Genomic DNA, 25169 nt, shown 5'->3' with positions numbered 1-25169 from the left:
ATTCTGCTACTTGGCAACTCACAACTGGCAACCCCTATGCTGCGCACCGACTGGACCCTCGATGAAGTAAACGCAATTTATCACCAACCCGTGCTGGAGCTGGTGGCGCAGGCCGCCGCCGTGCACCGCGAGTTTCAAGCCACTGGCGAAGTGCAGGTGTGCACGCTACTGAGCGTGAAAACCGGCGGCTGCCCCGAAGACTGCGCCTACTGCCCTCAGGCTGCCCGCTACCACACCGGCGTGCAAGCCCACAAGCTCCTACCCGACGCCGAGGTGCTATCCGCAGCCCAACGCGCCAAAGACTCGGGTTCTACCCGCTTCTGCATGGGCGCTGCCTGGCGCGAGGTGCGCGACAACCGCGACTTCGACCGAGTGCTAAACATGGTGACCGAAGTAAATAACATAGGCCTAGAAGTGTGCTGCACCTTGGGCATGCTGAACGAGTACCAGGCCGAGCGCCTGAAGGAAGCCGGCCTCTACGCCTACAACCACAACCTCGATACCAGCCGAGAGCACTACAACGACATCATCACCACGCGCACTTACGACGACCGCCTCGACACGTTGGAGCACGTGCGAAAAGCGGGTATTTCGGTGTGCTCGGGCGGCATCATTGGCCTGGGCGAGACAGATGAGGACCGTGTGGCCATGCTGCATACGCTGGCTACCCTACCCCAACACCCCGAGTCGGTGCCGGTGAATGCGCTGGTGCCGGTGGAAGGCACGCCTCTAGCCGAGCAGCCCCGCGTAAGCGTGTGGGAAATGCTGCGCATGATTGCCACCGCCCGCCTGCTGATGCCTAAAACCATTGTGCGCCTCTCGGCTGGCCGCCAGGAAATGCCCGTAACCGAACAAGCGCTTTGCTTCCTGGCCGGCGCCAACTCCATCTTCTCCGGCGAAAAGCTTCTTACTACCCCCAACCCGGACTTCGACGCCGACAAGCAGATGTTTGAGCTGCTGGGTCTGAAGCCGCGCAAGGCGTTTAAGGATGTACCGCAGGGCGCCGCGGTTTTAGGTAAGCAGGAAACGGCAGTCGTTTAGAGTACGCAGTTCCCTGTTTTGTCTGTAAGCCTTCGCGTGTCATCCTGAGCGCAGCGAAGGACCTTCTCACGCATGAACGATTATCGTACTAACGACTCGTTCTGGCATGAGAAGGTCCTTCGCAAGCTCAGGATGACACGCGTTTTGTAGTCTACCATGTCTACTAGCTCTCCCCTCCACCACCGCCTCGCTCAGCACCTTGCCAAGCGCGAAGCTGAAGGCACCCGCCGCCGCCTGTCGCTGTCCGCTGACAACCTGGTTGATTTCAGCTCCAACGACTACCTCGGCCTGGCCCGCTCCCCTACCCTACGGCAGGCGTTGCAAACTGCTATTCAACGAGAAGATGCTGGCAGCACCGGCTCCCGCCTGCTTACCGGCAACTCGGTGGCGGCCGAAGTCCTGGAAACCCACTTAGCGCAGTTCCATCGCGCCGAGGCAGCGCTACTTTTCAACTCCGGCTACGCGGCCAATCTGGGCTTCTTTGCCGCCGTGCCCCGCCGCGGCGATACCATTTTCTACGACGAAGCTTCGCACGCTTCCGTGAAAGACGGCATTCGCGGCAGCTTTGCCACGGCCTACAGCTTCCGTCACAACGATGTAGCCGACCTGGAGCGTCGCCTACCCCGCGCCACCGGCGCCGTGTTTGTGGCCGTGGAGGCGCTCTACTCCATGGACGGCGACATGGCTCCCCTGCGCGAACTAGCTGATTTGTGCCGGCAGCATGAGTTGTACTTAGTAGTAGACGAGGCCCACACCAACGGCCTCTACGGTCCGCACGGCGCCGGCTTGGTAGCGGAGTTGGGCTTGGAAGACGACATATTCGCCCGCGTGCTGACGTTTGGCAAGGCCTTAGGCAGCCAGGGTGCAGCTATAGCTGGTTCAGCCATCCTGCGCGACTACCTCTTGAATTTCAGCCGCCCCTTCATCTATACCACCGCCCCAGCACCCTACATGATTGCCACGTTGGCGGCGGCGTATCAGTTGCTTCCTACCCTAGATACGGAGCGGCAGCGACTATTTGCGCTGTCAGATCACTTAAAAATCACCTTGAACGCGGTACCTGGTCTGCATGTACCGGCCGATAGTCACATCATTCACCCGGTGTTCTTCCCTACCTCCCCCGGCCCCGAAGCAGTAAAGCAAATAGCCACCACCGCCCAAGACGCTGGCTTCGACGTGCGAGCTATTGTGGCGCCTACCGTCCCCACTGGCACCGAGCGCCTGCGGTTGATTGTGCACGCGTATAACACGGAGGCGGAGATTGATAGGCTAGCGGAGGTGTTGGGAGAATATTAAATTGACTCTTTTGGAACACCTCTTTATCACCGGCATCGGCACGGACGTAGGCAAAACCGTCGCAGCCGCCATTCTCACCGAAGCTCTGGGCGCCGACTACTGGAAGCCTGTGCAAGCCGGCCTCACGCCCACTACCGACGCGGCCACCGTGCGCAGCTTGGTCAGCAACCCAAATTCTTACTTCCACCCCGAAGCGTACCGCCTAGCCCTACCCGCCTCACCCCATGCCGCTGCTGCCGCCGAGGGCATTGAGCCTACGCCCAGCGCCTTCCACCTACCTCGCACCGACAACCATCTGGTAGTAGAAGGTGCGGGCGGCCTGCTGGTGCCGCTGGCACCAAGGTTTCTGATGGTGGATTTGTTGGCGCAACTGGGCTTGGCGGCGGTGGTGGTATCGCGTAATTACCTGGGCAGTATCAACCACACCCTGCTGACGCTGGAGGTGCTGCGGCAGCGGCAGATTCCGGTGCGCGGCCTCGTATTCAACGGCGAGCCTACCCCCACCACCGAAGAATTTATTGCGCAGCACACTGGCGTGCCCATTATGCCCCGCGTACTGCCCGAGCCGGTGCTGGATGCGGCTGTGGTGCAGCGGTATGCAGCAGAGTTTCGGGAGTGGTTTGCGGGTAATTGAGGAATAACACTTGTCATCCTGAGCTTGCGAAGGATCTTCTCACGTGAGAACGAGTCGTTGGTACGATGGTCGTTCTCACGTGAGAAGGTCCTTCGCAAGCTCAGGATGACAGTCAAGAATAGGTCACTGGGCGGCGTCTGGGCACCTACGTGCTTTTCCTCCGCGCACCTATACAGGAACCTTGGCCTCCCTACCCAAAAGCCTGCGCCTGCCCACCCGAGAACCCACGTCCGCCCGGAACCGCGTAGCTTTGCGGTATGTCTACGCTTGCCCAACGGGACCACGCCGTGCTGTGGCACCCCTACACTCAAATGCAAACCGCCCCGCTGGCCGTACCTATCATCAGCGGCGAGGGCGCCTGGCTTATTGCCGAAGACGGCACCCGCTACCTCGACGGCATCTCGTCGTGGTGGGTGAACCTACATGGCCACGCCCACCCCGCCATTGCCGAGCGTGTGAGCGCGCAGCTCCGCACCCTGGAGCACGTGCTGTTTGCCGGCTTCACTCACCCTACAGCCGTGGAGCTTGCTGAGCAACTGCTCGAACTCCTACCCCGTAACCAGTCCCGCGTATTTTACTCCGACAATGGCTCGACGGCAGTGGAGGTAGCCCTGAAAATGGTGCTGCAATACTTCCACAACCAAGGTCAGCCCCAGCGGCGGCGCTTCCTCTGCTTCCGCGACTCCTACCACGGCGACACGTTCGGGGCCATGTCGGTAAGCAGCCGGGGGGCGTTTACGCAGCCGTTTTGGCCGTTGCTGTTTGAAGTGGAGTTTATCGACGTGCCGGTGCCGGGCCGCGAGGCCGAGGTTCTGGCGCAGCTGGACGCAGCTTTACAACATCCCGAGGTAGCGGGCTTCATCTTTGAGCCGCTGCTGCTGGGCACAGCGGGCATGGTAGCCTACTCGGCCGAGGTGCTGGATGCAATGGTGCGCCGCTGCCACCAGCGCGGCGTGCTGTGCATTGCCGATGAAGTGATGACCGGCTTCGGCCGTACTGGGCCGCTGTTTGCCAGCAGTCAGTTGCAGGAGCAGCCCGATATCATGTGCTTCTCGAAGGGCCTCACGGGCGGCACGCTCGCTATGGGCTTGACCACCTGCGCCGCGCCGCTCTACGAGGCGTTTCTGAGCGACGACAAGATGAAGGCCTTGTTTCATGGCCACTCCTATACTGCTAACCCCGTAGCCTGCGCCGCCGCCCTGGCTAGCCTGGAGCTCACCCGCGCTGAGGCGTGTACACAGCAGCGCCAGCGCATTGCGGCCGCCCACGCCGCGTTTAAGCAGGAACTAGAAGACCAGCCAGGCATCCGGGCCGTGCGCCATGTGGGTACAGTGCTGGCTGTGGAGTACGACCCCGGCGAGGGCACTAGCTACTTCAGTCGCCTCCGCGACGCGTTCTACCAGCTCGCCTTCGACAACCACGTGATTCTGCGCCCCTTGGGCAACGTAGTGTATCTGCTGCCGCCTTATTGCACCACCGATGCCGAGCTAGCCCTACTCTACCAAGTGCTGCGCCAGATGCGCGAGCTGGTGTTGAACTTCACGCCCGCCCCTACCCTGCCCGAATACCTGCATGACTAACGCCCGCGCCGACGAGGCGTTTATCATCATTCGGGGCCGAGGCCGGGTGTCGGCGCTGGGTGAGCAGGCCTTTCCAGCTTCTTCCGATTCGCCTTTTTCCACCCACCCCAACGGCCTGCCTGTAGCCACCCTACCCCCCGCTACCGAGGCGGCCGTGGCGGAGCTGCGGCGCGCCCATCCCGCCTACCGCCAGCTCGACCGCACTGTGTTGCTTGCCATACTGGCGGCCCGCCAGGCCGCCACGGACGCGGGATGGAATCATGACCAACAACCTACAACCTACAATCAACACGCTCTTACCGTCAGCATAGGCAGCAGCCGCGGGGCCACGCACCACTTAGAGCAGTACCACGAGGAGTTTTTACGCGAAGGCAGCGTGCCAGCGGCTGCGTCGCCGCTTACGACGTTGGGCAATGTGGCTAGCTGGGTGGCCTTTGATGCGGGTAGTGCCGATGGGGCTGCGCTAAGCCATTCTAGCACGTGCAGCAGCGCGTTTCAGGCGCTGGGCAATGCCGTGGCCTGGCTGCGAGCAGGTATGGCAGACCGCTACTTGGCGGGCGGAGCTGAGGCGCCGCTCACGGAGTTCACGCTAGCACAGATGCAGGCTATCGGCATTTACTCGCCCTTCGCGGCGGGCACGTGGCCCTGCCGGCCGGGGGCGGGGCGGCCTTCTACCTTCACGCTGGGTGAGGGCGCGGCCGTGTTTGCCCTAGAGAGAGTAGCCGCTACTACCGCCACCACCGAAGCAGCGGCGACGCACCAGCCGCTGTTCCGCTTGGAAAGCGTGGGATTTGGTTTTGAAGCTATCGGCAGCAAAACGGGTATTTCGGCCGATGGGCAGCATTTTCAGAAAGCGATGCGGCAGGCGTTGCAGCAGGCGGGTAGGGAGCTGCACGAGGTAGACGCCCTAGTGCTGCATAGCCCTGGCACCCCGGCCGGCGACGCTGCCGAACTGGCAGCCGTACAGACAGTTTTCAGCGGGAGTCCCCCGCTGCTTCTTTCCAATAAGTGGCTGGTAGGGCACACGTTGGGTGCCTCGGCAGCACTCAGTCTCGATTTTGCATTGCAAATACTGGCAACGCAGCAATGGCCTGTCGCGCCCTTTCCTACTTATCTGGCCACGGCGCCTAAGCAGCCTATTCGGCGTATTCTGGTGAATGCGGCGGGTTTTGGGGGCAACGCGGCCAGCGCGTTGGTGTCTTTGGTGTAGATTCAGCCGTTGGCTTGTCAGCATGCGAGATTTCTCCTCCTTGCTTGCGGCGCAACGTGGTCGAAATGACGTTCTTTAGTAGTACGAATCACTACAAACCAACAACCAAGCTGTAGCTTGCCCTCAACCAAACCAACCTCCGCATGAAGCTTCGCTCTACCCTATTGACTGCTTTTCTCTTACCGGCCCTACCCCTGCTGGCGCAAAACAAGCCCTCGACCACTCCCGACCCCACCATCAAGAAGATGGTGAATGACATTTCGGAGAAACGCCTGAAAGAGGACGTTGACAAGCTCGTGAGTTTCGGCACGCGCCATACCCTGAGCGATACCAAGAGCAAGAAGCGCGGCATTGGGGCGGCGCGCAACTGGGTGGAAGATGAGTTCCGAAAGTACAGCAAAGCCAGCGGCAACCGCCTTGTAGTCACCCAGGACACCTTCACCATCAAGCCTGACGGCCGCCGCATCGACAAGCCCGTGGTGATGGCCAACGTGATGGCCACCCTACCCGGCACCGACCCCAATGACAAGCGCATCTTTATCGTGAGCGGGCACATCGATTCGCGGGTGTCGGATGTGATGAACGCTACCGCCGACGCGCCCGGTGCCAACGACGACGGCTCCGGCACGGTGGCCGTGATGGAGCTGGCCCGCGTGATGTCGCAGCAGAAATATCCGGCCACCATCATCTTCGTGGCTGTGCAGGGCGAGGAGCAGGGTCTCTATGGCTCAACGCACCTGGCCAAACGCGCCAAGGCCGAAGGCTGGAACGTGGTAGCCATGCTCAACAACGACATTGTGGGCAACTCGCACGGCGACGACCCTTCCACTGACGATAATAAGCACCTGCGCGTATTTAGCGAGGGCGTGCCTGCCACTGAAACCGAGGCCGAGGGTAGGGTGCGCCGCACGTTGTCGTCGGAAAACGATTCGCCTTCCCGCCAACTAGCCCGCTACGCTCAGCAGTCCGCTGAGGACTACGTAGATGGCCTCGATGTGGTGGTGGTGTACCGCCCCGACCGATTCCTACGCGGTGGCGACCATACGCCGTTCAATCAGCAGGGCTTCACGGCGGTGCGCTTCACGGAGATGAATGAAGATTTCCGCCACCAGCACCAAGACCTGCGCACCGAAAACGGCGTGGAGTACGGCGACCATGCCAAGTTCATGGACTTTGGCTACCTACGCAAAAACACCGGCGTGAACCTGGCTACCCTGGCCGGCTTGGCCTTGGCACCGGCTTCGCCCCAAAACGTGGGTGTGCTCACGGCCCAGCTCACCAACCGCACGCAGCTGAAGTGGGACGCCCCTGCCGCCGGCCCCAAGCCCGCCGGCTACTATGTGCTCATCCGCGAAACTACCTCGCCCAAGTGGCAGCAAAAGGTATTCGTGACCGACACGAAAGCCGACCTCACCCAGAGCAAAGACAACTACATCTTCGGGGTGGCCTCCGTGGATGCTCAAGGCCACGAAAGCCTGCCAGTGATTCCGAAGCCGGTGCGGTAGAAAGCAAGCACTATGCGCCGTTGCTGCCTTATTTTGTTGCTTGTAAGCTGCGCCTGTACGCACTCTGCGTCCGAAGAAACTACTGCTTCGGGCGCAGAGCGGCCAGTTCCTGCCCACACTACCACCGATACAGCCGCTACGCCTGTAGCCGTAGTGCAGCAGTTTCTGCGCTGGTATGCGCCGCAGGCTGATGAGCTGAATCAACTGCCGCTAGTGCCCGCAGCTTATTCCGAAGACAGTACCGATATCTACGCGGTTGACCTTGAAGCCGTAGACTCCTACTTGACTACTTTGCGTAGCAGTGGCTACGTGTCGGCGGCTTACGCCGCAGCACGCCGGGCAGAATACCAGCAGTGGGCCGACACGCTCCGGCTGCACCCGCAATATGACGGACCGCCCGCAGGCTTCGACTATGACCCTATCATCTTCTCCCAAGACGCTGAGGAACTGACCGAGCTACTACGCGCTACGCCTCATCTGCAACACCACACGACCGATTCGGCGCAGGTGGTGTTACCACAGCCCAGCCACGCGCAAATGCCCCGCACGGGGTTGGCTTTTGGCCTGTCGCGCCACACCGGGCACTGGCAGATTGATAAAATTTGGCCTGTATTTACTGATTAGCTGGTTTATTGGCTGAGTATAGATTTGCGGACTTTTGCTCTACTAACTATTTAGCGCCTTGCCAATCAATGCCTGCGCCTTGGGCGCTAAGGGCAATTGCAAGGCTAGCTGGTGGCCCTCGGGCGTCATTTTGCGCCAGGTTTTCTGCACAATGTCGATGACTTTATCCTCCGGGTGTTGAGCGGCAAAATCAAGGAAATAGTATTGCAAAAACACCAGGCAAATCACATCTTCCAGCAGCTGCACTTCGGGGTCGAGGTGCATCTGCTGCTTTTGCAGGAGCACCTGCACCCGCTGGATGGTTTCGGCATCGTAGCCTACCTGCGTCAGGATTTCGCTGGCTAGCTGAGCGTGGAATTTCTTGAGCGTGTTGCGCCATTTGTGGTAGCCGGCGCGGTCCATGGGAAAATCCTGGCGCGGGATGGTCCAGCGGCGGATGTGCTGGCAGCGGGCTGCCAGCTGTATAGCTTCCGGAGCGTTGGGGGCCACTGCGTGCAGACAGGCGCTCATGCGCTGGCCATAGAGCAGTTCTTTGGGGTAGGACTGTCCGTCCGCAACTTCCTGGTGGGGGTCTTCGGCGTTGGCGTCGTCGAACAGGCGGATGGCTTCATCGAAGCGGGCTTGGTTGAGTAGCATACGGGCGTGCGGGGTAGGTAGCTAGGGTAAAGATAGAGTAGGCGTGGTTGTGTCGTTGTTTCTACCCTATCTACCTTTGGCTTGGTCCACGTGAGTTTGTTCTCCACTAGTAATACATGTCGAAGCTTGTCGTTTGCCTTCTCCTTCTGCTGGGCCATCTGGCAACAGCCCAGCAACCAGACTTTCGGGTAGTGCCCCTAGGCGTACGGGGTGGCCTCGATGAAAGCAACCTCTCGGCCTACCTAGTGGCCCCCGTTGGCGCTATCAGCTACGCTTGTCTGGATGCCGGCACCATCCGAGCCGGGGTAGAAAAGGCGGTAGCGCAACGGGCCCTACCCGGCACTCCCGACCAGATTATCCGTCGTCAGATCAAAGCCTACCTACTCTCCCACGCCCACCTCGACCATATGGCCGGCCTGCTGCTCAACGCCCCCGATGACACCAGCAAAACCCTGTACGGCCTACCTAGCTGCCTCGCTATCCTGCAACAGCACTACTTCAACTGGCAGAGCTGGCCCAACTTCGGCACTACTGGCGCGGCCCCTACCCTCGGCAAATATCAATACCACCCCCTCCTACCTGGCGCCCCCGAAACCGCCGTGGCCGGTACCGCGCTGTTGGCCCGAGCCTTTCCACTCAGCCACGGCCCCGGCTACGAGAGCGCGGCTTTCTTGCTCCGCTACGGCAACAACTACCTCCTCTACCTCGGCGACACTGGCCCCGATGCCGTGGAGCACAGCACACGCCTAGCCGAGCTGTGGCAGGCGGTAGCGCCACTAGCACGAGCCGGCACACTGCGGGGTATTTTTATGGAAGTATCCTACCCCAACGCCCAACCCGACACCCAGCTGTTCGGGCACCTCACGCCCCACTGGCTACAGCAAGAGCTGTTGGTGCTGGCCCGGCTGACGGGAGTTGGCGCCCTGCGCAACCTGCCTATCGTTGTTACCCACAGCAAGCCCACAGCCGACAACCTCATTCAGATCAAACAGCAGCTCGAAACGAATAATACGCTTCGACTCCGGTTTATCTTTCCGGAGCAGGGCCAGGCCTTTGCGTTGTAGAGTAGTAGCACAGCATTTTATATCTCTACTTGAACACACCCTACCCTATTTGCTTTCAGGCAGCCACGGCTCGGTGCCCGCAAAGATATTTTTCAACGTGTACTGCTTGGCCTCTTTGCTGGTGAGCTGACGACTCCACCGCACCCGCCCCTCAGGGTTGGCGCCCGGCCCGCGCGATTGGTACTCGGCATAGAAAGCTGTCTTCTCATTTTCTGGGTTGCGCCAGTTGTCCCAGCCTGCCGGCGTGATGTGCGCCCCCATTTCTGTATCCAAAAAGACGGTGCGCGCATGAGGACGCCAGGGTCTACCGAGGTAGACTTTCTGGGCTTCGGGGGCGGCCGTGAGTCGGCAGTTCAGAAATACCAGTCCAAACCGCTGTCGGGGCGTGGTAGAAGCCGCCGTGATGTAGGAATTGCTCTTGCTTAAAATAGTGCAACGGTCGAATACGGCCGTGCTGGCCCCGAAGATAAAATCGGTAGTACCCTCGATGTAGCAGTCCTGGTAGTACTGGCGGCTGTTTTCGATGGCTAGAAACAGCGTATCCTGGTTGCCCAGCAAGCGGCAGTGCCGAAACACGGCCCGGTCACCCTCCACGTGCAGGGCCACGGCCTGCCCTACCCTGCCAGCCGAGTTTTCGAAGGTGATATTCTCGGCCCGAAAGTCGTTGCCCTGCACCCGCACCGTGGAGGAGGTGTAGGTGGTGTGCTTCTCGGCATCGCCGGAATAGTCGCCGTAGGTGATGACTACACCCTCTGTGCTTTCACCCAGCAGCGTGATGTGCGTTTTCTGCGACGGAATCAGCAGCTTTTCCTTATAGGTGCCATTCTTGATGAAAATAGTGGCTTCTACCTGCATAAAGTCGCGCACGGCCATTATGGCCTCCTGCACAGTGCGGTAGTCGCCCGATCCATCAGCCGCCACCACCAGGCGCACCGGCTTATTGAACGATGGCGCTTCGGCTGACTTTGGCTGAGCAGCTGGAGGCGCAGTTTGGGCGTACAGGGCGGGTGCAGTCAATAGTAGACTACTCAGCACGCAGAATCGCAGTAAACTCATAATCAATAGATAAAAGCTGAATACAAACCGTTCTTATAACACCAGTGCAGTATTCTCACCTGCCGCTGGCAAGGCGAATGGCGAAGAGTATCAGCCTATGAACTGTAGGAATACTCTATTCCACTACAGCCATGGTGGCCGTGGCTTTGGCCACCAATTTGTCATCGCACCACACCTCGGCCTCACAGAAGTGCAGGCGCCGGCCAGCTTTCAGCACCCAGCCCACGGCGCGCATCGTTGTGCCTACCCCCGGATGCAAGTAGGAAACTTTGATTTCGGCCGTGACGACGCCCGTACCCTCCGGCACGAGCGTAACGGCCGCGAAGCCCGCCACCAGATCGGCCATAGTGGCCACTAGGCCGCCGTGCGCGAAGCCCCGGTGCTGCTGGTGCTGCTCGGCCAGCGTCAGCTCGGCCTCTACTCTGCCGGGCTCAATGCGGGTGAGGTCGGCACCGATGAGATGCATGAAGTTTTGCCGCACCAATTTGCGACGAATGCGGGTTTCCAGAGATTCTTCGGGAGCGGGGGTAGGGAGGTCAGGCATGGGGCAAAGGTAGCAGCCCCCGCCGCGCGGGCCGCACCTTTTTGGCAAGCTCCCGTATAGGCTACCCGTCACTAGTTGCTTTTCGATGCCCGATACGCCTACTTCAGATTCTTCTCTTCTCGCTACGTATGCCCATCAGGTGCGCGTTCGGCCCTGTGGTCTGCTTATTCACGAAGGTGCTTTGCTGCTGGCCGCACACCGGGGGTTGCTGCCCGAGGGGGCACCGTTTTGGTCGCCGCCGGGCGGCGGGTGGCAGTTTGGGGAAAGTCTGCACGAGTGTTTGCGCCGCGAGTTTCGCGAAGAGACTGGTCTAGTAGTGAACGTAGGGCGCTTTCTGCACCTGCACGAGTTCAAGACCGACACGCTGCAAGCCCTGGAAATGTTCTTTGAGGTGACACCTGCCGACCCCACTGCCCTACCCCAACTGGGCACCGACCCCGAGCACGCCGCCGACGCCCAAATCTTGACCGAACTGGCCTTCCTGACGCCCCGCCAGCTCATTGCCCTCCCTATGCAGCAGGTGCACCCGGTGCTGCGCCAGATCATCAGCCCCGATGATATTTTTATTCCGCAGTTGCGGTTTGCACCCTAAGCTACTCGCGACTTGGTGGCGCATGGGCATAGCACGACCGCCCGATAAATAGTACCTTTAGCGGCTCAACCCGTTTGTGCTCGTGTCTGCTACGCTTGTCCCTCTCCCTTCTACCGCTCCTACCGCCCTGGCCTACCTACGCGACGAAACGCTGGATGCCAGTCGCTTAGCCGCCTATAATCTCTACCTCACGGTGGGTGCGGCCGGTGTGCGCGTGGGCATAGCCGATGTGCAGCGCAACAAGTTTGTGGCCTTAGAAGACTATGCCGCGCAGCCAGGCGTGCCAACTGCGGCGCAACTGCCCGCCCTGGCCGCCCACCACGATTTGCTTTCCCGCTCGGGCTGGAACAAGGTGCGCCTAGCCGTACACAACCGCGCTTTCACGCTGCTACCAGCCCCCCTGTTTGCGCCCGGCGATGAGGCCACGTACCTCCAGCTGCACCACGCCTGCGCGCCTACCGAAATGGCCTGCGCCTACCGCCATACCGGCCTCGATATTGTGAGCGTTTTTGCTGCCGACCGCCCACTGGCCGACTGGTTTCGGCAGGCCTACCCTACCGGCCGGCTGCTGCACCAGACCAGCGCTTTGCTCGAAGGTGTGTTGCACCAGAGCGAGGCCGCCGCACCGCGTCGGGTCTACCTTAGCATTGGCCATCAAGAGCTTACAGTGCTGGTGATGCGCAGCAAACGCCCCGAGCTGTGCAACGTTTTTGCCTTCACCACGCCCGAAGATCTGATATACTACACCATCTTGGTGATGCAGGAGCTACAGCTCAACCCCGACCAGGACCCTGTAGTGGTGTGGGGCGACCTGCTGCACGACTCGGAGCTGTTTTCCATTCTGCGCAAGTACATTCGTCACCTACGCTTCGGCAACCGTCCCTTCGACCTGCGTTACAGCTACCGCCTCAACGACGTAACGGAATACCGCTATTTCGACCTGTACGCCCTGCACTTGTGCGAATAGAGTAGCGTACGGTCAAAAACCGTCTGTCATCCTGAACATTCCGCGCATCAAGCGGCGATGAAGGACCTTCTAACGTAGAAACGAGTCGTTGTGACGTCTGTCGTTCACACGTGAGAAGGTCCTTCATCGCCGCTTGATGCGCGGAATGTTCAGGATGACAAACGGTTTTGCAGTCACAATTTCACCATTCACCATTTCACCTCATGGCCCGTATTGCGCTGTTTCCTGGTTCTTTCGACCCGTTCACGAATGGCCACCTCGACGTGGTGCGGCGGGGCACGCAGTTGTTTGATGAGGTGATTATTGCCGTAGGCAACAACAGCAGTAAAACCCGCTACTTACCCGTGGAGCAAATGCTGGACCTCATTGCCGAGGTGTTTCGGGATGAGCCGCGCGTACGCGTGCAAGCCTACAAAGGCCTCACAGCCGACTTTGCTCGCGAGGTAGGGGCCCGCTACCTGCTGCGCGGCCTGCGCAACACCACCGATTTTGAGTATGAGAATACCATTGCCCAAGCCAACCGCCACGTAAACCCGGAGCTGGAAACCGTTTTCCTGATCACCTCCCCCGCTCTGGCCGCCATCAGCAGCACCATCATCCGCGAGATTCATCGTTTCGGCGGCAACGTAGATGATTTCGTACCGTTTGCGCTACCGAAAGTCAATTAAGAGTAAAACTTACGCCTGTCATCCTGAGCAGCGCGAAGGACCTTATATCAGTTGAACGAGTCGTTGGTACGATAGTCGTTCTACTGATATAAGGTCCTTCGCGCTGCTCAGGATGACAGGCGTAAGTTTTACTCTTAATTATTCATTCTTATTTCTCGACTGTCTCCCCGGCGGCTTCGCTGAGGTAGTGGCGCACGACCAACGCAATAGAGGCGTAGGAGTCGTCGAGTACGCTTAGGGCCTCCTGGGGCGTCATCCAGCGCACTTCTTCGATGTACTCCTCAGCCTGGGGCTTCATCAGGGAATCGTCGAGGCACTGCATGGTGTACCAGTTGGTTTTCTTCAGGATTTTGTTGCCGTTGTAGGCGTAGGAGTGCCAGGTGCTGGGTAGCTTCTCGCCCAGCGATACTTTGATGTTGCACTCCTCTTCTACCTCGCGCAGGGCGCCAATGCCAGGGTCTTCTTCTTTTTTGAGCTTGCCCTTGGGCAAATCCCACTTGTTGAAGCGCGAAATCATCAGCACCATGCCGTCTTTGGTAACCAGGCCACCGGCGGCTTTCACGATGCGGAACTGGTCTTTTAGATGCAGAATCAGTCGGCCTTTTTTACGGGCTAGCAGTGTGAGGGAGGTTAGCTTTTTCAGCTTTTTCACCTCCATCATGCGCAACAGCCGGTCGATGAACACGTCGGTTACGTCGCGCACCAGCACGTCGCCCACCAAATCCTTGGACGAAAACTCATCCTCCGGATTCAGAATCAGGTCGTAGCGGTGCTTGTATATTTTCTCGCTGTTCTTCTTAATAATCAGCGGGATATCATTGATGAAAACATTCATCGCGGAGTAGTCTTCTGGGAGGGCAAGAAAGCAAAAACGAGCCGAAGTTTATTGCAAAACACAGCATAATTATCGGCAAACGGAAATAACTGCGTGGGGCAAGATACGCGGAACAGCCGAGGTAGTTACCTTGCGCCGTGTTCCAATTACGCGGGCGGCCTACCTAACTGGCTCCACTCAGCGTTTTCCGCGTAGAGGTAGCTCAGCCCGTGCGTGGTGGGCAACTTTACTACCCTCCGCTTCTTTTCGTACAGTATCTGGTGAAATCCATTGGCTTGCTTTCCGACACCCACGGCTACCTCGACGAGCGTATCCTGCATCATCTCAGCACCTGCGACGAAATCTGGCACGCCGGCGATTTTGGCAACGTAGCCGTGGCTGATACCCTGGAGGCCATAGCCACCCTGCGCGGCGTCTACGGCAACATCGACGGCCAGGACGTACGCGCCACCGAGCCGCTGGTGCAGGCCTTTGAAATCGAAGGACTGCGCGTATTGATGACCCACATCGGCGGCTACCCCGGCCGCTATACCCCCGCTGCCAAGCCGCTCATTGCCGAGTACCGCCCCGGCCTATTCATCAGTGGGCACTCGCACATTCTGAAAGTGATGCCTGATAAGCGCAATCATCTGCTGCACCTGAACCCCGGCGCGGCGGGCCGCCACGGCTTTCATACGGTGCGCACCATGCTACGCTTTCAAGTCAACCGGGGCAAGGTAGAGCAGTTGCAAGCTATTGAGTTGGGGCCACGCACTGAGCGGGGATAGGAAAAAGTGAGTAGTGAGTAGTGAGTAGTGAGTAAAAATACGGCTGTCATCCTGAGCGCAGCGAAGGACCTTCTCACGTGAGAACAAGTCGTTGTGCGATACGATGTTCGTTCAACTGGCATAAGGTCCTTCGCTGCGCTCAGGATGACAGCCGTATTTCTACTCTCACTCCATACCATTACCACCCCCCGCTCACACTCTCCTACCCCTCATCAACGCAAAAAGGCCTTTCTGCCAGAGCAGAAAAGCCTTTTTAAATCTATAAAGCAAAAGCCAACCGACGCCGGTGGCGACTTACTTACAGCGCGATTTCGGGCTTAGGCTTTTCGCCTTCCTGGCCGTCGCTGTTCACCTCTTTTACCACAGCCTCAGCTTCGTCGAAGCCTTCGGTGCCGGTCTGGTTTACTTTCGCGATGTTGGGCGAAGTAGTCGTCTCCGAGGTAGCGGCAGGAGCCGTGCCACCGTTGAAGCGGGCCTTCAGCTCGTCGGTATCCACGTTCTTCAGAACGGGGGTAGCGAGCAGTTGCTTGATCACGCGCTGCTTGTTGTTAGCGCGGGCAATGTTCTTGCGGTGTTTCCGCTTGAGACGGGTAGCAGTCATATCCGGGTCGGTTGAATGTCATTTTTTGAATGAGGGGCAAAAGTAAGTCTTATTTTTGACTTCGAAAACCTTTCCCCTTCTTCTTTATGTCCTTGCCAACCGTCGACCTCCGCTCCGATACCGTTACCCGCCCTACCCCCGCCATGCTAGAAGCCATGTTTCAGGCGCAGGTCGGCGACGATGTGTACGGCGAAGACCCCACCGTGCAGGCACTGGAAGAGCAAGCCGCCGCCCGGTTCGGGCTGGAAGCCGGCTTGTTCTGCCCTTCCGGCACCATGACCAACCAAATTGCCATTAAGGCCCACACCGAGCCGCTTTCGGAAGTAATTTGCGAGCAGACGGCTCACGTATATCTGTGGGAAGTAGGCGGCATTGCCTTTCACTCGGGCGCCTCGGTGGCGCTGCTGCCCGGCGACCGGGGCCGCCTCACAGCCGCGCAGGTAGAGGCTGCCATCCGTCCCCTCGACAACGTGCACTACCCCGACACGCGCCTCGTGTGCCTAGAAAACACCCATAACCGCGGCGGCGGCAGCTGCTACGCCCTAGACGAAATTGCCGCTATTGCCGACGTAGCCCAGCGACACAAGCTGGCCCTGCACCTCGACGGGGCCCGCGTTTTCAACGCCTTGGTGGCTACCGGCCAGCGCGCCGAGGACTACGGGAAGTATTTCGATTCAATTTCAGTGTGTCTTTCCAAAGGACTGGGTACGCCGGTGGGGTCGGTGCTGCTGGGTAGTAAGGCCTTCATCCATAAGTGCCGTCGCATCCGCAAGGCCATGGGCGGCGGCATGCGCCAGGCCGGCTTTCTGGCTGCAGCGGGCCTCTATGCCCTGGAGCACCATATAGACCGCCTAGCCGACGACCACCGCCGTGCCCGCCAATTGGGTGAGGCGCTGGCCACCCAACCCTACGTGGAGTTTGTACTCCCGCCCGACACCAATCTGGTTATCTTCAAGCTCAAGCCCGAGATGCCCGCCGACACCTTTCTCCAGCACCTGGAGCAGCAAGGTATCCGCGCCTCTTCATTCGGACCGCAGATGATTCGGTTTGTCACGCATCTGGATATAGACGATGCAATGGTGCAACGGGTGACAGATACGCTGGCGGATCTTTCGGTTCCGGTGTAAGGCGTTTCACCAATAATTTTTAACCGAAGCAGCCCGTCCTCCGTTCTGTTTACTTATGGATTTATACAACGTCTTTGCTTTGCTACTTGTGGTAGCAGCTCTTTTTGGCTACCTCAATCACCGGTTTCTGCGCCTACCCTCCACCATTGGGCTCATGGTGCTGGCTCTGGTGTCGTCCGTTGGCATTGCTGTGCTAGGTCGGTTTGAATTTCCTAGTTTAATCGGGATTGTGAAGGCGTTGCGGCAGATTGACTTTCATGCAGTGCTCATGCAAGTTATGCTAAGCTTTTTGCTGTTTGCTGGGGCTATTCACGTCGATGTGCGTCAGCTCGGACAAGAGCGGCTGCCGGTGATTACACTGGCTACCGCAGGCGTTTTTATTTCCACTCTATTCATTGGAGGAGCACTATATCTGGCCCTACCCTTCTTTCAGCTGCAACTTCCTCTATCATGGTGCTTGCTGTTTGGAGCCCTCATCTCGCCCACCGACCCCGTGGCGGTTATGGGTATCCTCAAACAGGCACGCATTCCTAAACAACTGGAAACAAGCATCGTAGGCGAGTCACTGTTTAATGACGGCACTGCCCTGGTTCTGTTTGTGAGCTTGTTTGAATTTGCTACTGTTCCGGATAGCAGTGCGCCTACGCTACGTAGCCTGGGGGCTTTGTTTGCCCAGGAAGCGCTGGGCGGTGTAGCGTTGGGCGGGGTGCTGGGCTACGTAGGCTACCAGCTCCTGCGCACCATCGACAACTACCAGGTGGAGGTGATGCTTACCTTGGCCATCGTCACGGGCGGCACTGCGCTGGCTACGTCCCTGCATACCTCGGCTCCCTTGGCAGTGGTGGCTGCGGGCCTTATTATTGGGCAGCATGGTCGCAAACACGGCATGTCGGACGAAAGCCGTGAGTACGTAGATAAGTTTTGGGAGATGCTGGACGAAATCCTGAACGCCATCCTGTTTGTGCTCATTGGTTTCGAAATTTTGGTTCTTCGCTTCGAGACGACCTATCTGTTAGTAGGATTAGGGGCCATTGTGGTGGTATTGCTAGGCCGGCTGTTGGCAGTTTTCCTACCTCTACAGATATTAAGCCGTCGACACGCATTTTCAGAGCATTCTGTGAAAGTACTCACATGGTGTGGCCTTCGGGGAGGCATCTCCGTAGCACTTGCCCTTTCTTTGCCCGCTAGTCCCGAGCAGGAGTTGCTGGTAGCCGTCACCTACATCGTAGTGATTTTCTCTATTCTTGTGCAAGGCTTAACTATCAATCGTCTTGTGAAGCGCTTGGGCATCAGCCTTCCCACGGAAGCCAACAGTGCAGCGCACTAAGTTTTTTATTGCATGAATTTGTTTGTTGTTGGCGATGTGCACGGGTGCTACTACACCTGGCAGCAGCTGCTCCGGCACTGGCAGCCGGCCAAAGAGCTGCTGATTCAGGTAGGCGATTTGGTGGACCGTGGCAATTTCACGCCCGCCACCGTAGCCTCGGCCATCAGCCTGCGCCAGCGCCACCCCGACAGTGTTTTTTTCTTGAAGGGCAACCACGAGGCTAGCTTGTGGCAGCATTGCGGCCCCGACGGCCCCTACCCCCCCTGGCTACAATGGGGCGGGCGCGGCACACTATTTCAGTATCAGCTACTCTCGCCAGCCACGTTGCGCCATCACGCTGCATGGCTGAATCAGCTGCCACTCTACTGGGAAAATGACCATCTGTTTATCAGCCATGCGGGCCTAGCCGATACGCCTCAGCCGCTCAGCGAAGCCAACCCCGACGGCATTTTGTGGCGCCGCGGGCCGTTGCGCAATTTGGGGCGGCGGCAAGTGGTAGGCCACACCCCTACCCCCGATGGCACACCCGTTTTCGACGAGGCCGCCAATGCCTTTTACCTCGATACGGGCGCCTACACTGGGCGGGGGCTCACGGCCATCCGCCTTTCCCCAACCGGCGACCTGCTCGATACCATCACCATTCCTACCCACGCCGATGACATCGCCTGACGACGCTCAGCCCTACGCCGAAGCCCATGCCTACCTCTCGGCCGCCGATCCGGTGCTGGCGCGCATCATTGCGCGGGTGCCGCCCGTGCAGCCCAGCGCCCACGAGGATATCTACTTGGCGTTGCTGCGCGCCATCGTCAGCCAGCAGATTTCGACGAAGGCGGCCGCGGCCATCTGGCGCAAGGTGCAGGGCCTGTTCTTACCCGATGGCTACCCCGAGCCCTCCGTACTCGTGGCTATGCCAGACGAAGAATTACGCGCTGCCGGCCTCTCCTACCAGAAAGCCGGCTACCTGCGCGCCATTGCCGAGTTTGCTCTCCGCGACCAGCTTGACCACGCCCACCTCAGCCAGCTTTCGGAGGAAGACTTCACCAAGCATCTTACCCAGATAAGAGGTGTCGGCCGCTGGACTGCGCAAATGATTCAGATGTTTGCCCTCGACCAGCCCGACGTGTTTTCCGAAGGCGACTTAGGCGTGCAAAACGCTATGCGCCAGCACTACGGCCTGGAAGAAACCGGCCGCGCCCTCCTGCGCCGCATGACGAAAATTGCCGAAACCTGGCGGCCATATCGGTCAGTAGCATGCAAGTATTTGTGGCGTAGCTTGGATGTAAAGTGGTGATTTTGTGAGGTGATGAGTGAAATACGCGTGTCATCCTGAGCATGCGAAGGACCTTATCACGTTAAAATGAATCGTTGGTACGGTATCGTTCTGCGGGCATAAGGTCCTTCGTTGCGCTTAGGATGACACGCTTTTTACTTCACCACTTACTTCGCTTTGCCCCGCTTTACCATGTATGCGTAGAGTACTTTATCAAACGGCTCTCGAATGTCAACCGGCACGAAGTCAATCTTGTACTGGCCGCAGCGCAGGGCTAGTTCCTGCTCGTAGCTGCGCATGGCGGCACGGTATTGCTCACGTACCTGGGCGGGTTGCAGCTTGATGGTTTCGCCAGTTTCGATGTCCTCGAACAGGTAGGGCCGCTCGGCAAAATCGAAGTCTGACTCGGTGGCGCGGTCCATCACGTGAAACAGCAATACCTCATGCTGCTGATGGCGCAGGTGCTGCAAGGCCGCCAGCGCCGCTGTTTGCTCCTCGGGCGCCCGACCCAGCATATCGGAGAAAAGTACCACCAACGAGCGTTTCGGAATCTGCTGGGCAATGCGGTGAATCACGCCGGCCACATCGGTGGGGCGGCGCGGGGCAGCGGGGCGCTCTAGCAGCTGTTGCAGCGTGAGTAGCAGCGTGTGGCGGTGGGTGCTAGTGGAGCGCACTGGCGTTTGCAGCTCTATCTGGTCAGCAAAGGTGACAAGGCCCACGGCATCGCGCTGCTTTTGCAGGAGCGTGATGAGGGCCGCCGCGCACAGGATGCTAAAGCGCAGTTTGTCGTGGTCGGGCGCGGGGTAGTACATGGATGGCGACACGTCGAGCAGCAGGTGGCAGCGTAGGTTGGTTTCTTCCTCGTAGCGCTTCACAAACAGCTTATCGGTGCGGGCCAGCACTTTCCAGTCAATGTGACGTGTGCTCTCACCAGGATTGTAGAGCCGGTGCTCCGAGAACTCCACCGAAAACCCATGGTAGGGCGACTGGTGTAGGCCTGTGATAAACCCTTCTACCAGCTGCCGGGCCAGAAATTCCAGATTTTCGAAGGAACGAACTGCGGCTAAATCGAGCGCCATAGAGATGCAAGCTAAGAGGTGAGCGGTGCCCAATGGCAGCCGAATCTGTGCTAACGGTAAAAATACGAGAAACAGTGCCGGCAACGGGCAAACAGAAATTGCTGTGCTTCGCTATTTTCTCAAAATGGTACATTTTCCAATAAAAAAAGCCGGCCTTCGTATTTTTATATTCGTCGTATCTGATTTACTTTGAGCCTACAAAAAGTTCATTTTGGAATAATTCACTCTTACTGAAGATTCTGTGGAAGACCGTCACGATCAAGAAGAAATTTACTCCCAACGCATTAAAGCCGGTAAGCGCACGTACTTCTTCGACGTGAAAGCCACCCGCGGGCAGGACTACTACCTCACTATTACGGAAAGCAAGCGTCGCCTCCGAGATGATGACACTTTCTCCTACGAAAAACACAAGATTTTCCTCTACAAAGAAGATTTTGCCAAGTTCGTAGATGCGTTGCAGGATGCCGTTGATTATGTACGCGAGGAATTGCTCTCGCCCGAAGAAGTAGCTGAGTTGGACCGCCCCCGCCCCGCCTACGACAACGATTCGTACAATAACGCCACCGACACGTACTAACCCATCGGCCTAGCGAAACAGCCCTACTATCCCTTTTTGCTACTCGGCTTATTCAAAACGGCGCGCATCGGCTCAGGCTGATGCACGCCGTTTTTTAATTGTAGGCATACTATCTATCCACCTCTACCCTACCCCTTCTGGATAAACAACGACGGGCGCGTGCCACGCGCCCCTACAAAACCCTTACCTTTGTGCCCGAATTGACGCCATAGTAAAGAACGTCAGCTCACCATCTCACAACTTCACCATTTCACCGTATGGGTCTCCGCTGCGGAATCGTCGGTCTGCCGAACGTGGGTAAGTCCACGCTGTTCAACGCGTTATCGAATGCTAAGGCCGAATCGGCCAATTATCCTTTCTGCACCATCGAGCCCAACGTGGGCGTGATTACCGTGCCCGACCCACGCCTGCAGGTGTTGGAGGAAATTGTGAAACCCCAGCGCGTGGTGCCTACCATCGTGGAGTTTGTGGACATTGCCGGCCTCGTGAAGGGTGCCAGCAAGGGCGAAGGCCTGGGCAACAAGTTCCTGGCCAACATCCGCGAGGTAGACGCCGTGATTCACGTGGTGCGCTGCTTCGACGACGACAACATTGTGCACGTGGCGGGCGGCGTTGATCCGGTGTTCGACAAGGACGTGATTGACACCGAGTTGCAGCTCAAAGACCTGGAAAGCATTGATAAGAAGCTGGCCAAATCGGAGCGCTCGGCTAAGAGCGGCGACGCCAAGGCTAAGAAGGAAGTAGCGACCCTGCAACGCTTCAAAGACCACCTCGAAGCCGGCAACAACGCCCGCTCGTTGGGCGCCAGCGAAGAAGAGCTGGAAGCTGTAGAAGACCTGCAACTGCTCACCATCAAGCCAGTTATCTACGTAGCCAACGTGGACGAGGGTAGCATACAGAACAACGGCAATGCCTATGTAGATGCCCTGCGCGCTCACGTGCAAAACGAAAATGCACAGGTAGTGGTGGTGTCGGCCGCCATCGAGTCGCAGATTGCGGAAATGGACGACCCCGAAGAAAAGGAAATGTTCTTGGGTGAGTACGGCCTCACTGAGTCGGGTCTGAACCGCCTGATTCGGGCCAGCTACGAGCTGCTGAACCTGATTACTTACTTCACCGCCGGCGTGCAGGAAGTACGCGCCTGGACCGTGCACCGCGGCGACAAAGCCCCCGCCGCCGCCGGCGTTATCCACTCCGACTTCGAGAAAGGCTTCATCCGCGCTGAGGTGATCAAACTAGCTGACTACGAGCAGTATCGCTCGGAAGCCAAGATCAAGGAAGCCGGCAAAATGGCTGTGGAAGGCAAGGAATACGTGGTGCAGGACGGCGACATCATGCACTTCCGCTTCAACGTCTAAGACCACGGATTCGCTCGGATTATAACAGATTCCACGGATTTTGTGGACGATGTAGGGGCTCGTTGCACGCGCCCTTCATTGCTCTCACTTTCCCTACCTTACAACACACGCACATGGACGTAAAGGACAGCAATGGCAACCTGCTCGCAGAAGGCGACTCGGTGACGCTGATTAAGGACTTGAAGGTGAAAGGCTCGTCGCAGACGCTCAAGCGTGGTACGTTGGTCAAGAACATCCGCCTCACTAATAGCCCTGCCGAAATTGAAGGCCGCGCCGGGGGTAGCACCATGGTGTTGAAGACGGAATTTCTGAAGAAAGCCTAACAGCGGAGTACTATACAAAAAGCCCCCAGCTGATTACCAGCTGGGGGCTTTTTGTGCTTTTTGAAAGACTACTTCTCCATCTCCAAACTCGCCATAATAAATGGTCCTACCCCTTTGAAGTCGTTTTGCTTGATGGGCTCGGAGAGGTAGTATTCGTAGCTGCCGTCGCGGTAGGGGTTGCCGCCGAGGCCGCCCACGCTTACCGTGCCGTTGAGGGCCAGCAGGCCGTTGGGCTGGGTTTCCACGAATTTCTTGACGATGCACTGATAGCCTTTCTTGGCTACTTCCTGGTATTTCTTATCGATGTAGCCCAGGCGGGCGCCTTTAGCCAGGGCGTATACAAACATGCAGGAAGCGGAAGTTTCGATGTAGTTGCCTTGGCGGTTGGCCTGGTCCGTTACCTGCCACCAGCCGCCGGTGGCGGGGTCCTGGTACTGGGTTAGCACGGGGGCGAGGCGCTGCAAATCCTTGATGAGTTGCTGGCGTTGCGGGTGGTTTTTGGGGAAGTAGTCGAGCACATCCACCAACGCCATAGCGTACCAGCCCATGCCGCGGCTCCAGAAGTTGGGCGACAGGCCGGTTTCTTTGTTGGCCCACTGCTGCTCGCGGCTTTCATCGTAGCCGTGGTAGAGCAGGCCGGTTTTGGGGTCTACCAAATTCTTTTCTACCTGCGCAAACTGGTTGGCTACGTGGTCGAAGCCCTCGGGCTGGTTGAACACTTTGGCGTATTCGGCCGCGAAGGGCTCGGCCATGTAAAGGCCATCCAGCCAGATCTGGTAGGGGTAGCGCTGTTTGTGCCAATAGCCGCCGCCCTTGGTGGTGGGCTGCTCGTCTAGTTGCTTGTGCAGCGTTTGGGCCACGCGGCGGTATTTCTGCTGATCGAGGCCGGGCTGCTGCATGAGCGTGAGTATCACGCGGCCTGGGTTGATGTTGTCGAGGTTGTAATCGGCGGCTTTGTAGTACAGAATGGAGCCATCGGCCGGAAACGAGTGGTCCAGCGTTTTCACGATGTAGTTGAGGTACTTTTTGTCGCCGGTTTGCTGCCACACGCGCTCAATTGCCTTCAGCATCAGGCCATGCTCGTAGCCCCAGCGAGCGGCGCGGTTGCGCACAGCCGGCACCGAGTCGGGGTAGAGCGCCATGAACGAGTCGGCCATCTGCTGCGACAGCGGCCGGGCGGAGCGGGTAGTGGTGGACTGATTTGTGGTTGCGCAGCTCCAGATGAAGAAGCTCAGCAGTAAAAGGCAGTATTTCATAAAGAAGCACATCAGCGCTACCCAAGCGCTTAATTTTGAAAATAGATGCAGTTAGGCCGCCAGATAATTCCCAATTCCAACCACTACGGTAGAGAATACAACCAGCAGAATGCCCGCCGAAATGGTGCGTAGCGTAGCCGACGAAGCGCCTTTCCACTCGTGCAGTATTAGGCCCCACATGCTGCTAAAAGCAATGATGAAGGCCATGTGCAGCGTCCAGCCCGAGAAGCGGTACTCGCCCATCTGGCTGTCGCCCATGCCGTAGAAGAAGAACTGGAAATACCACGTGAAGCCCGCCAGCGCGCAGAAAATGATGTTGCGTAAGATGGGCGCCGACACGCGGGTATAATCGGTGTAGGTATTGTTTTTGATGTTGAGGTAGATGGTCCAGATGGCGTTGGTGGTGAGGCCGCCTAGCAGGATAATCACCAGAATGGCATTGTTGACGTAGAGCGGATTAGCGCCGTTTTGCGCCGCTAGCTCGGCTATAGGCTGTCCGGCCGTGAGGCCAAACGACATGCAGGCGCTCATCACCCCCGAAAACACGGCCACACCCAGGCCCTTGCGCAGGTCGAACTCGGCCACGCTGGCTTGCTTTTCGGCGGTGGTTTGGCCGCGCTCCTTCATAATACCAGCCCGGCCGCACAGCAGAATACCCGCCACGCAGATCCCCAGCCCCAGCAGCACGTAGCGCCCCGAGGTGGTGGCGAACAACGTGCCCAGCGTGCCTTCCCAGATGGGCGGCACCAACGTGCCAAACACCGCGCACAGCCCCAGCGTGACGGCCATGCCCAACGACAACCCCAGGTAGCGCATAGCCAGCCCAAACGTGAGGCCGCCCATCCCCCACAGCAACCCCCAGATGTAGGTCCAGATGAGCGTACTAGTATCGGCCTGGCCCAGCACGCCCCACAGGTTGGGTACCGTGAGGTAGCCCAGCAGAATGGGCGCCAGTAGCCACGAAAACAACCCACCCACCAGCCAGTAGCTTTCCCAGGCCCAGCCGTTCACTTTTTTATAGGGTAGGTAGAAGCTACCGGAGGCGAAGCCGCCCAGCGCGTGCAGAATAACTCCGAGAAAGACACTCATATGAAAAGCTCGTGTGTGGTGGGTAGTATCAAAGCTGTCTGGTTACGGCCACCAAACCCTCCTGTGCTCTCCTGACCAGCCCCTACCCCATCGGGTGGTCGCCACAGGCGTAGTACTCGTCCATTAATTTTTGGTAAGGCAGG

Annotated in this window: 27 protein-coding genes; 19 read left to right on the top strand and 8 right to left on the bottom strand. The window is 58.4% G+C overall.

Annotated features, from left to right (window positions below; translation table 11 throughout):
* Window positions 1-36: 36 nt before the first annotated feature.
* From bioB to MUN82_RS03505, 7 genes are all read left to right on the top strand, one after another.
* Window positions 37-1041 (top strand): biotin synthase BioB, encoded by a 1005-nt coding sequence (gene bioB / locus MUN82_RS03535; protein WP_245095048.1) that lies wholly within the window; start codon window positions 37-39, stop codon window positions 1039-1041.
* A gap of 156 nt (window positions 1042-1197) precedes the next feature.
* Complete coding sequence (locus MUN82_RS03530; RefSeq protein ID WP_245095046.1) at window positions 1198-2337, top strand: aminotransferase class I/II-fold pyridoxal phosphate-dependent enzyme; 1140 nt, start codon at window positions 1198-1200, stop codon at window positions 2335-2337.
* 10 nt (window positions 2338-2347) lie between these two features.
* Entirely contained in the window at window positions 2348-2971 is a 624-nt protein-coding gene (gene bioD / locus MUN82_RS03525) for a dethiobiotin synthase (protein WP_245095044.1), read from the top strand.
* A 257-nt stretch (window positions 2972-3228) separates the two neighbouring features.
* Window positions 3229-4551, top strand: coding sequence for an adenosylmethionine--8-amino-7-oxononanoate transaminase (gene bioA, locus MUN82_RS03520; protein ID WP_245095043.1), 1323 nt, complete (start codon window positions 3229-3231; stop codon window positions 4549-4551).
* Window positions 4544-5761 carry a beta-ketoacyl synthase N-terminal-like domain-containing protein gene (locus MUN82_RS03515; protein ID WP_245095042.1) on the top strand — a complete coding sequence of 406 codons (1218 nt, stop codon included), beginning with the start codon at window positions 4544-4546 and terminating at the stop codon, window positions 5759-5761. The genes bioA and MUN82_RS03515 overlap by 8 nt, the downstream gene beginning before the upstream one ends.
* A 143-nt stretch (window positions 5762-5904) precedes the next feature.
* Window positions 5905-7266: a M28 family metallopeptidase gene (locus tag MUN82_RS03510; RefSeq protein ID WP_245095040.1), complete on the top strand. Its 1362-nt coding sequence runs from the start codon at window positions 5905-5907 to the stop codon at window positions 7264-7266.
* A gap of 36 nt (window positions 7267-7302) precedes the next feature.
* Complete coding sequence (locus MUN82_RS03505; protein WP_245095039.1) at window positions 7303-7890, top strand: hypothetical protein; 588 nt, start codon at window positions 7303-7305, stop codon at window positions 7888-7890.
* 42 nt (window positions 7891-7932) lie between these two features.
* Here the strand turns inward: MUN82_RS03505 and MUN82_RS03500 are convergent, their stop codons facing one another.
* Window positions 7933-8526, bottom strand: a complete 594-nt coding sequence (locus MUN82_RS03500) for a DUF4202 domain-containing protein (RefSeq protein WP_245095037.1) — start codon at window positions 8524-8526, stop codon at window positions 7933-7935.
* Between the two features lie 116 nt (window positions 8527-8642).
* Between MUN82_RS03500 and MUN82_RS03495 the strand changes: the two genes are divergently transcribed.
* Complete coding sequence (locus MUN82_RS03495; protein ID WP_245095036.1) at window positions 8643-9590, top strand: MBL fold metallo-hydrolase; 948 nt, start codon at window positions 8643-8645, stop codon at window positions 9588-9590.
* 45 nt (window positions 9591-9635) lie between these two features.
* Here MUN82_RS03495 and MUN82_RS03490 read toward each other — a convergent pair whose 3' ends face one another.
* Both MUN82_RS03490 and MUN82_RS03485 read right to left on the bottom strand, forming a co-directional pair.
* Window positions 9636-10646: a pectinesterase family protein gene (locus tag MUN82_RS03490; protein WP_245095034.1), complete on the bottom strand. Its 1011-nt coding sequence runs from the start codon at window positions 10644-10646 to the stop codon at window positions 9636-9638.
* Window positions 10647-10761: 115 nt separating this feature from the next.
* Complete coding sequence (locus MUN82_RS03485; protein ID WP_245095033.1) at window positions 10762-11190, bottom strand: PaaI family thioesterase; 429 nt, start codon at window positions 11188-11190, stop codon at window positions 10762-10764.
* An 85-nt stretch (window positions 11191-11275) separates the two neighbouring features.
* On the opposite strand from MUN82_RS03485, the gene MUN82_RS03480 reads away from it, so the two are divergent.
* The 3 genes from MUN82_RS03480 (at window position 11276) to coaD (ending at window position 13417) form a co-directional block, all read left to right on the top strand.
* Window positions 11276-11782 (top strand): NUDIX domain-containing protein, encoded by a 507-nt coding sequence (locus MUN82_RS03480; RefSeq protein WP_245095031.1) that lies wholly within the window; start codon window positions 11276-11278, stop codon window positions 11780-11782.
* An 82-nt stretch (window positions 11783-11864) separates the two neighbouring features.
* Complete coding sequence (locus tag MUN82_RS03475) at window positions 11865-12749, top strand: DUF3822 family protein (RefSeq protein WP_245095029.1); 885 nt, start codon at window positions 11865-11867, stop codon at window positions 12747-12749.
* 203 nt (window positions 12750-12952) lie between these two features.
* The gene (coaD, locus tag MUN82_RS03470) at window positions 12953-13417 is read left to right on the top strand and encodes a pantetheine-phosphate adenylyltransferase (protein WP_245095027.1); all 465 of its coding nucleotides are present in this window, start codon (window positions 12953-12955) and stop codon (window positions 13415-13417) included.
* A 148-nt stretch (window positions 13418-13565) separates the two neighbouring features.
* On the opposite strand, the gene MUN82_RS03465 is transcribed toward coaD, so the two are convergent.
* Window positions 13566-14252 carry an NUDIX hydrolase gene (locus MUN82_RS03465; RefSeq protein ID WP_245095025.1) on the bottom strand — a complete coding sequence of 229 codons (687 nt, stop codon included), beginning with the start codon at window positions 14250-14252 and terminating at the stop codon, window positions 13566-13568.
* Between the two features lie 260 nt (window positions 14253-14512).
* Between MUN82_RS03465 and MUN82_RS03460 the strand changes: the two genes are divergently transcribed.
* Entirely contained in the window at window positions 14513-15019 is a 507-nt protein-coding gene (locus MUN82_RS03460; protein ID WP_245095023.1) for a metallophosphoesterase family protein, read from the top strand.
* Window positions 15020-15317: 298 nt separating this feature from the next.
* On the opposite strand, the gene MUN82_RS03455 is transcribed toward MUN82_RS03460, so the two are convergent.
* Window positions 15318-15620, bottom strand: coding sequence for a hypothetical protein (locus MUN82_RS03455; RefSeq protein ID WP_185284418.1), 303 nt, complete (start codon window positions 15618-15620; stop codon window positions 15318-15320).
* Window positions 15621-15706: 86 nt separating this feature from the next.
* On the opposite strand from MUN82_RS03455, the gene MUN82_RS03450 reads away from it, so the two are divergent.
* The 4 genes from MUN82_RS03450 to MUN82_RS03435 are packed head-to-tail and all read left to right on the top strand — an operon-like array spanning window position 15707 to window position 19365.
* Window positions 15707-16747, top strand: coding sequence for a threonine aldolase family protein (locus tag MUN82_RS03450; protein ID WP_245095022.1), 1041 nt, complete (start codon window positions 15707-15709; stop codon window positions 16745-16747).
* A gap of 55 nt (window positions 16748-16802) precedes the next feature.
* Window positions 16803-18074 carry a cation:proton antiporter gene (locus MUN82_RS03445; RefSeq protein ID WP_245095020.1) on the top strand — a complete coding sequence of 424 codons (1272 nt, stop codon included), beginning with the start codon at window positions 16803-16805 and terminating at the stop codon, window positions 18072-18074.
* Between the two features lie 12 nt (window positions 18075-18086).
* Window positions 18087-18743 carry a metallophosphoesterase gene (locus MUN82_RS03440; RefSeq protein ID WP_245095018.1) on the top strand — a complete coding sequence of 219 codons (657 nt, stop codon included), beginning with the start codon at window positions 18087-18089 and terminating at the stop codon, window positions 18741-18743.
* Window positions 18730-19365, top strand: coding sequence for a DNA-3-methyladenine glycosylase family protein (locus MUN82_RS03435; protein WP_245095016.1), 636 nt, complete (start codon window positions 18730-18732; stop codon window positions 19363-19365). Before MUN82_RS03440 ends, MUN82_RS03435 begins: the two co-directional genes overlap by 14 nt.
* A 146-nt stretch (window positions 19366-19511) precedes the next feature.
* Here MUN82_RS03435 and MUN82_RS03430 read toward each other — a convergent pair whose 3' ends face one another.
* On the bottom strand, window positions 19512-20429 hold the full coding sequence (locus MUN82_RS03430) for a DUF58 domain-containing protein (protein ID WP_245097504.1): 918 nt from the start codon (window positions 20427-20429) through the stop codon (window positions 19512-19514).
* A 235-nt stretch (window positions 20430-20664) separates the two neighbouring features.
* Here MUN82_RS03430 and MUN82_RS03425 point away from each other — a divergent pair, with 235 nt between their 5' ends.
* The 3 genes from MUN82_RS03425 to MUN82_RS03415 all read left to right on the top strand — a co-directional run bounded on the left by MUN82_RS03425 (window position 20665) and on the right by MUN82_RS03415 (window position 22681).
* A complete protein-coding gene (locus MUN82_RS03425; RefSeq protein ID WP_245095014.1) occupies window positions 20665-21000 on the top strand; it encodes a DUF3276 family protein in 336 nt (111 codons plus the stop codon).
* Between the two features lie 257 nt (window positions 21001-21257).
* On the top strand, window positions 21258-22358 hold the full coding sequence (gene ychF, locus MUN82_RS03420; protein WP_245095012.1) for a redox-regulated ATPase YchF: 1101 nt from the start codon (window positions 21258-21260) through the stop codon (window positions 22356-22358).
* A gap of 113 nt (window positions 22359-22471) precedes the next feature.
* A complete protein-coding gene (locus MUN82_RS03415) occupies window positions 22472-22681 on the top strand; it encodes a zinc ribbon domain-containing protein YjdM (protein WP_187321078.1) in 210 nt (69 codons plus the stop codon).
* A 68-nt stretch (window positions 22682-22749) separates the two neighbouring features.
* Here the strand turns inward: MUN82_RS03415 and MUN82_RS03410 are convergent, their stop codons facing one another.
* Together MUN82_RS03410 and rhaT are read right to left on the bottom strand one after the other, a co-directional pair.
* Window positions 22750-23937 carry a glycoside hydrolase family 88/105 protein gene (locus tag MUN82_RS03410; RefSeq protein WP_311136419.1) on the bottom strand — a complete coding sequence of 396 codons (1188 nt, stop codon included), beginning with the start codon at window positions 23935-23937 and terminating at the stop codon, window positions 22750-22752.
* A gap of 51 nt (window positions 23938-23988) precedes the next feature.
* On the bottom strand, window positions 23989-25026 hold the full coding sequence (gene rhaT / locus MUN82_RS03405) for an L-rhamnose/proton symporter RhaT (RefSeq protein ID WP_245095010.1): 1038 nt from the start codon (window positions 25024-25026) through the stop codon (window positions 23989-23991).
* Window positions 25027-25169: the final 143 nt, after the last annotated feature.

Source organism: Hymenobacter aerilatus (assembly GCF_022921095.1).
GTDB classification, from domain to species: Bacteria; Bacteroidota; Bacteroidia; order Cytophagales; family Hymenobacteraceae; genus Hymenobacter; species Hymenobacter aerilatus.
The sequence above is the reverse complement of the archived record's forward strand: the minus strand, read 5'-3'. Positions and strand labels throughout refer to the sequence as shown.

Coding starts and splice junctions, on each gene's coding strand:
- MUN82_RS03510 (WP_245095040.1), top strand. CDS start 5,905: ATGAAGCTTCGCTCTACCCTATTGACTGCTTTTCTCTTACCGGCCCTA.
- MUN82_RS03500 (WP_245095037.1), bottom strand. CDS start 8,526: ATGCTACTCAACCAAGCCCGCTTCGATGAAGCCATCCGCCTGTTCGAC.
- MUN82_RS03495 (WP_245095036.1), top strand. CDS start 8,643: ATGTCGAAGCTTGTCGTTTGCCTTCTCCTTCTGCTGGGCCATCTGGCA.
- MUN82_RS03485 (WP_245095033.1), bottom strand. CDS start 11,190: ATGCCTGACCTCCCTACCCCCGCTCCCGAAGAATCTCTGGAAACCCGC.
- MUN82_RS03440 (WP_245095018.1), top strand. CDS start 18,087: ATGAATTTGTTTGTTGTTGGCGATGTGCACGGGTGCTACTACACCTGG.
- coaD (WP_245095027.1), top strand. CDS start 12,953: ATGGCCCGTATTGCGCTGTTTCCTGGTTCTTTCGACCCGTTCACGAAT.
- MUN82_RS03450 (WP_245095022.1), top strand. CDS start 15,707: ATGTCCTTGCCAACCGTCGACCTCCGCTCCGATACCGTTACCCGCCCT.
- MUN82_RS03530 (WP_245095046.1), top strand. CDS start 1,198: ATGTCTACTAGCTCTCCCCTCCACCACCGCCTCGCTCAGCACCTTGCC.
- MUN82_RS03435 (WP_245095016.1), top strand. CDS start 18,730: ATGACATCGCCTGACGACGCTCAGCCCTACGCCGAAGCCCATGCCTAC.
- bioA (WP_245095043.1), top strand. CDS start 3,229: ATGTCTACGCTTGCCCAACGGGACCACGCCGTGCTGTGGCACCCCTAC.
- MUN82_RS03445 (WP_245095020.1), top strand. CDS start 16,803: ATGGATTTATACAACGTCTTTGCTTTGCTACTTGTGGTAGCAGCTCTT.
- MUN82_RS03480 (WP_245095031.1), top strand. CDS start 11,276: ATGCCCGATACGCCTACTTCAGATTCTTCTCTTCTCGCTACGTATGCC.
- MUN82_RS03455 (WP_185284418.1), bottom strand. CDS start 15,620: ATGACTGCTACCCGTCTCAAGCGGAAACACCGCAAGAACATTGCCCGC.
- rhaT (WP_245095010.1), bottom strand. CDS start 25,026: ATGAGTGTCTTTCTCGGAGTTATTCTGCACGCGCTGGGCGGCTTCGCC.
- bioB (WP_245095048.1), top strand. CDS start 37: ATGCTGCGCACCGACTGGACCCTCGATGAAGTAAACGCAATTTATCAC.
- MUN82_RS03410 (WP_311136419.1), bottom strand. CDS start 23,937: ATGAAATACTGCCTTTTACTGCTGAGCTTCTTCATCTGGAGCTGCGCA.
- ychF (WP_245095012.1), top strand. CDS start 21,258: ATGGGTCTCCGCTGCGGAATCGTCGGTCTGCCGAACGTGGGTAAGTCC.
- MUN82_RS03415 (WP_187321078.1), top strand. CDS start 22,472: ATGGACGTAAAGGACAGCAATGGCAACCTGCTCGCAGAAGGCGACTCG.
- MUN82_RS03490 (WP_245095034.1), bottom strand. CDS start 10,646: ATGAGTTTACTGCGATTCTGCGTGCTGAGTAGTCTACTATTGACTGCA.
- MUN82_RS03515 (WP_245095042.1), top strand. CDS start 4,544: ATGACTAACGCCCGCGCCGACGAGGCGTTTATCATCATTCGGGGCCGA.
- MUN82_RS03465 (WP_245095025.1), bottom strand. CDS start 14,252: ATGAATGTTTTCATCAATGATATCCCGCTGATTATTAAGAAGAACAGC.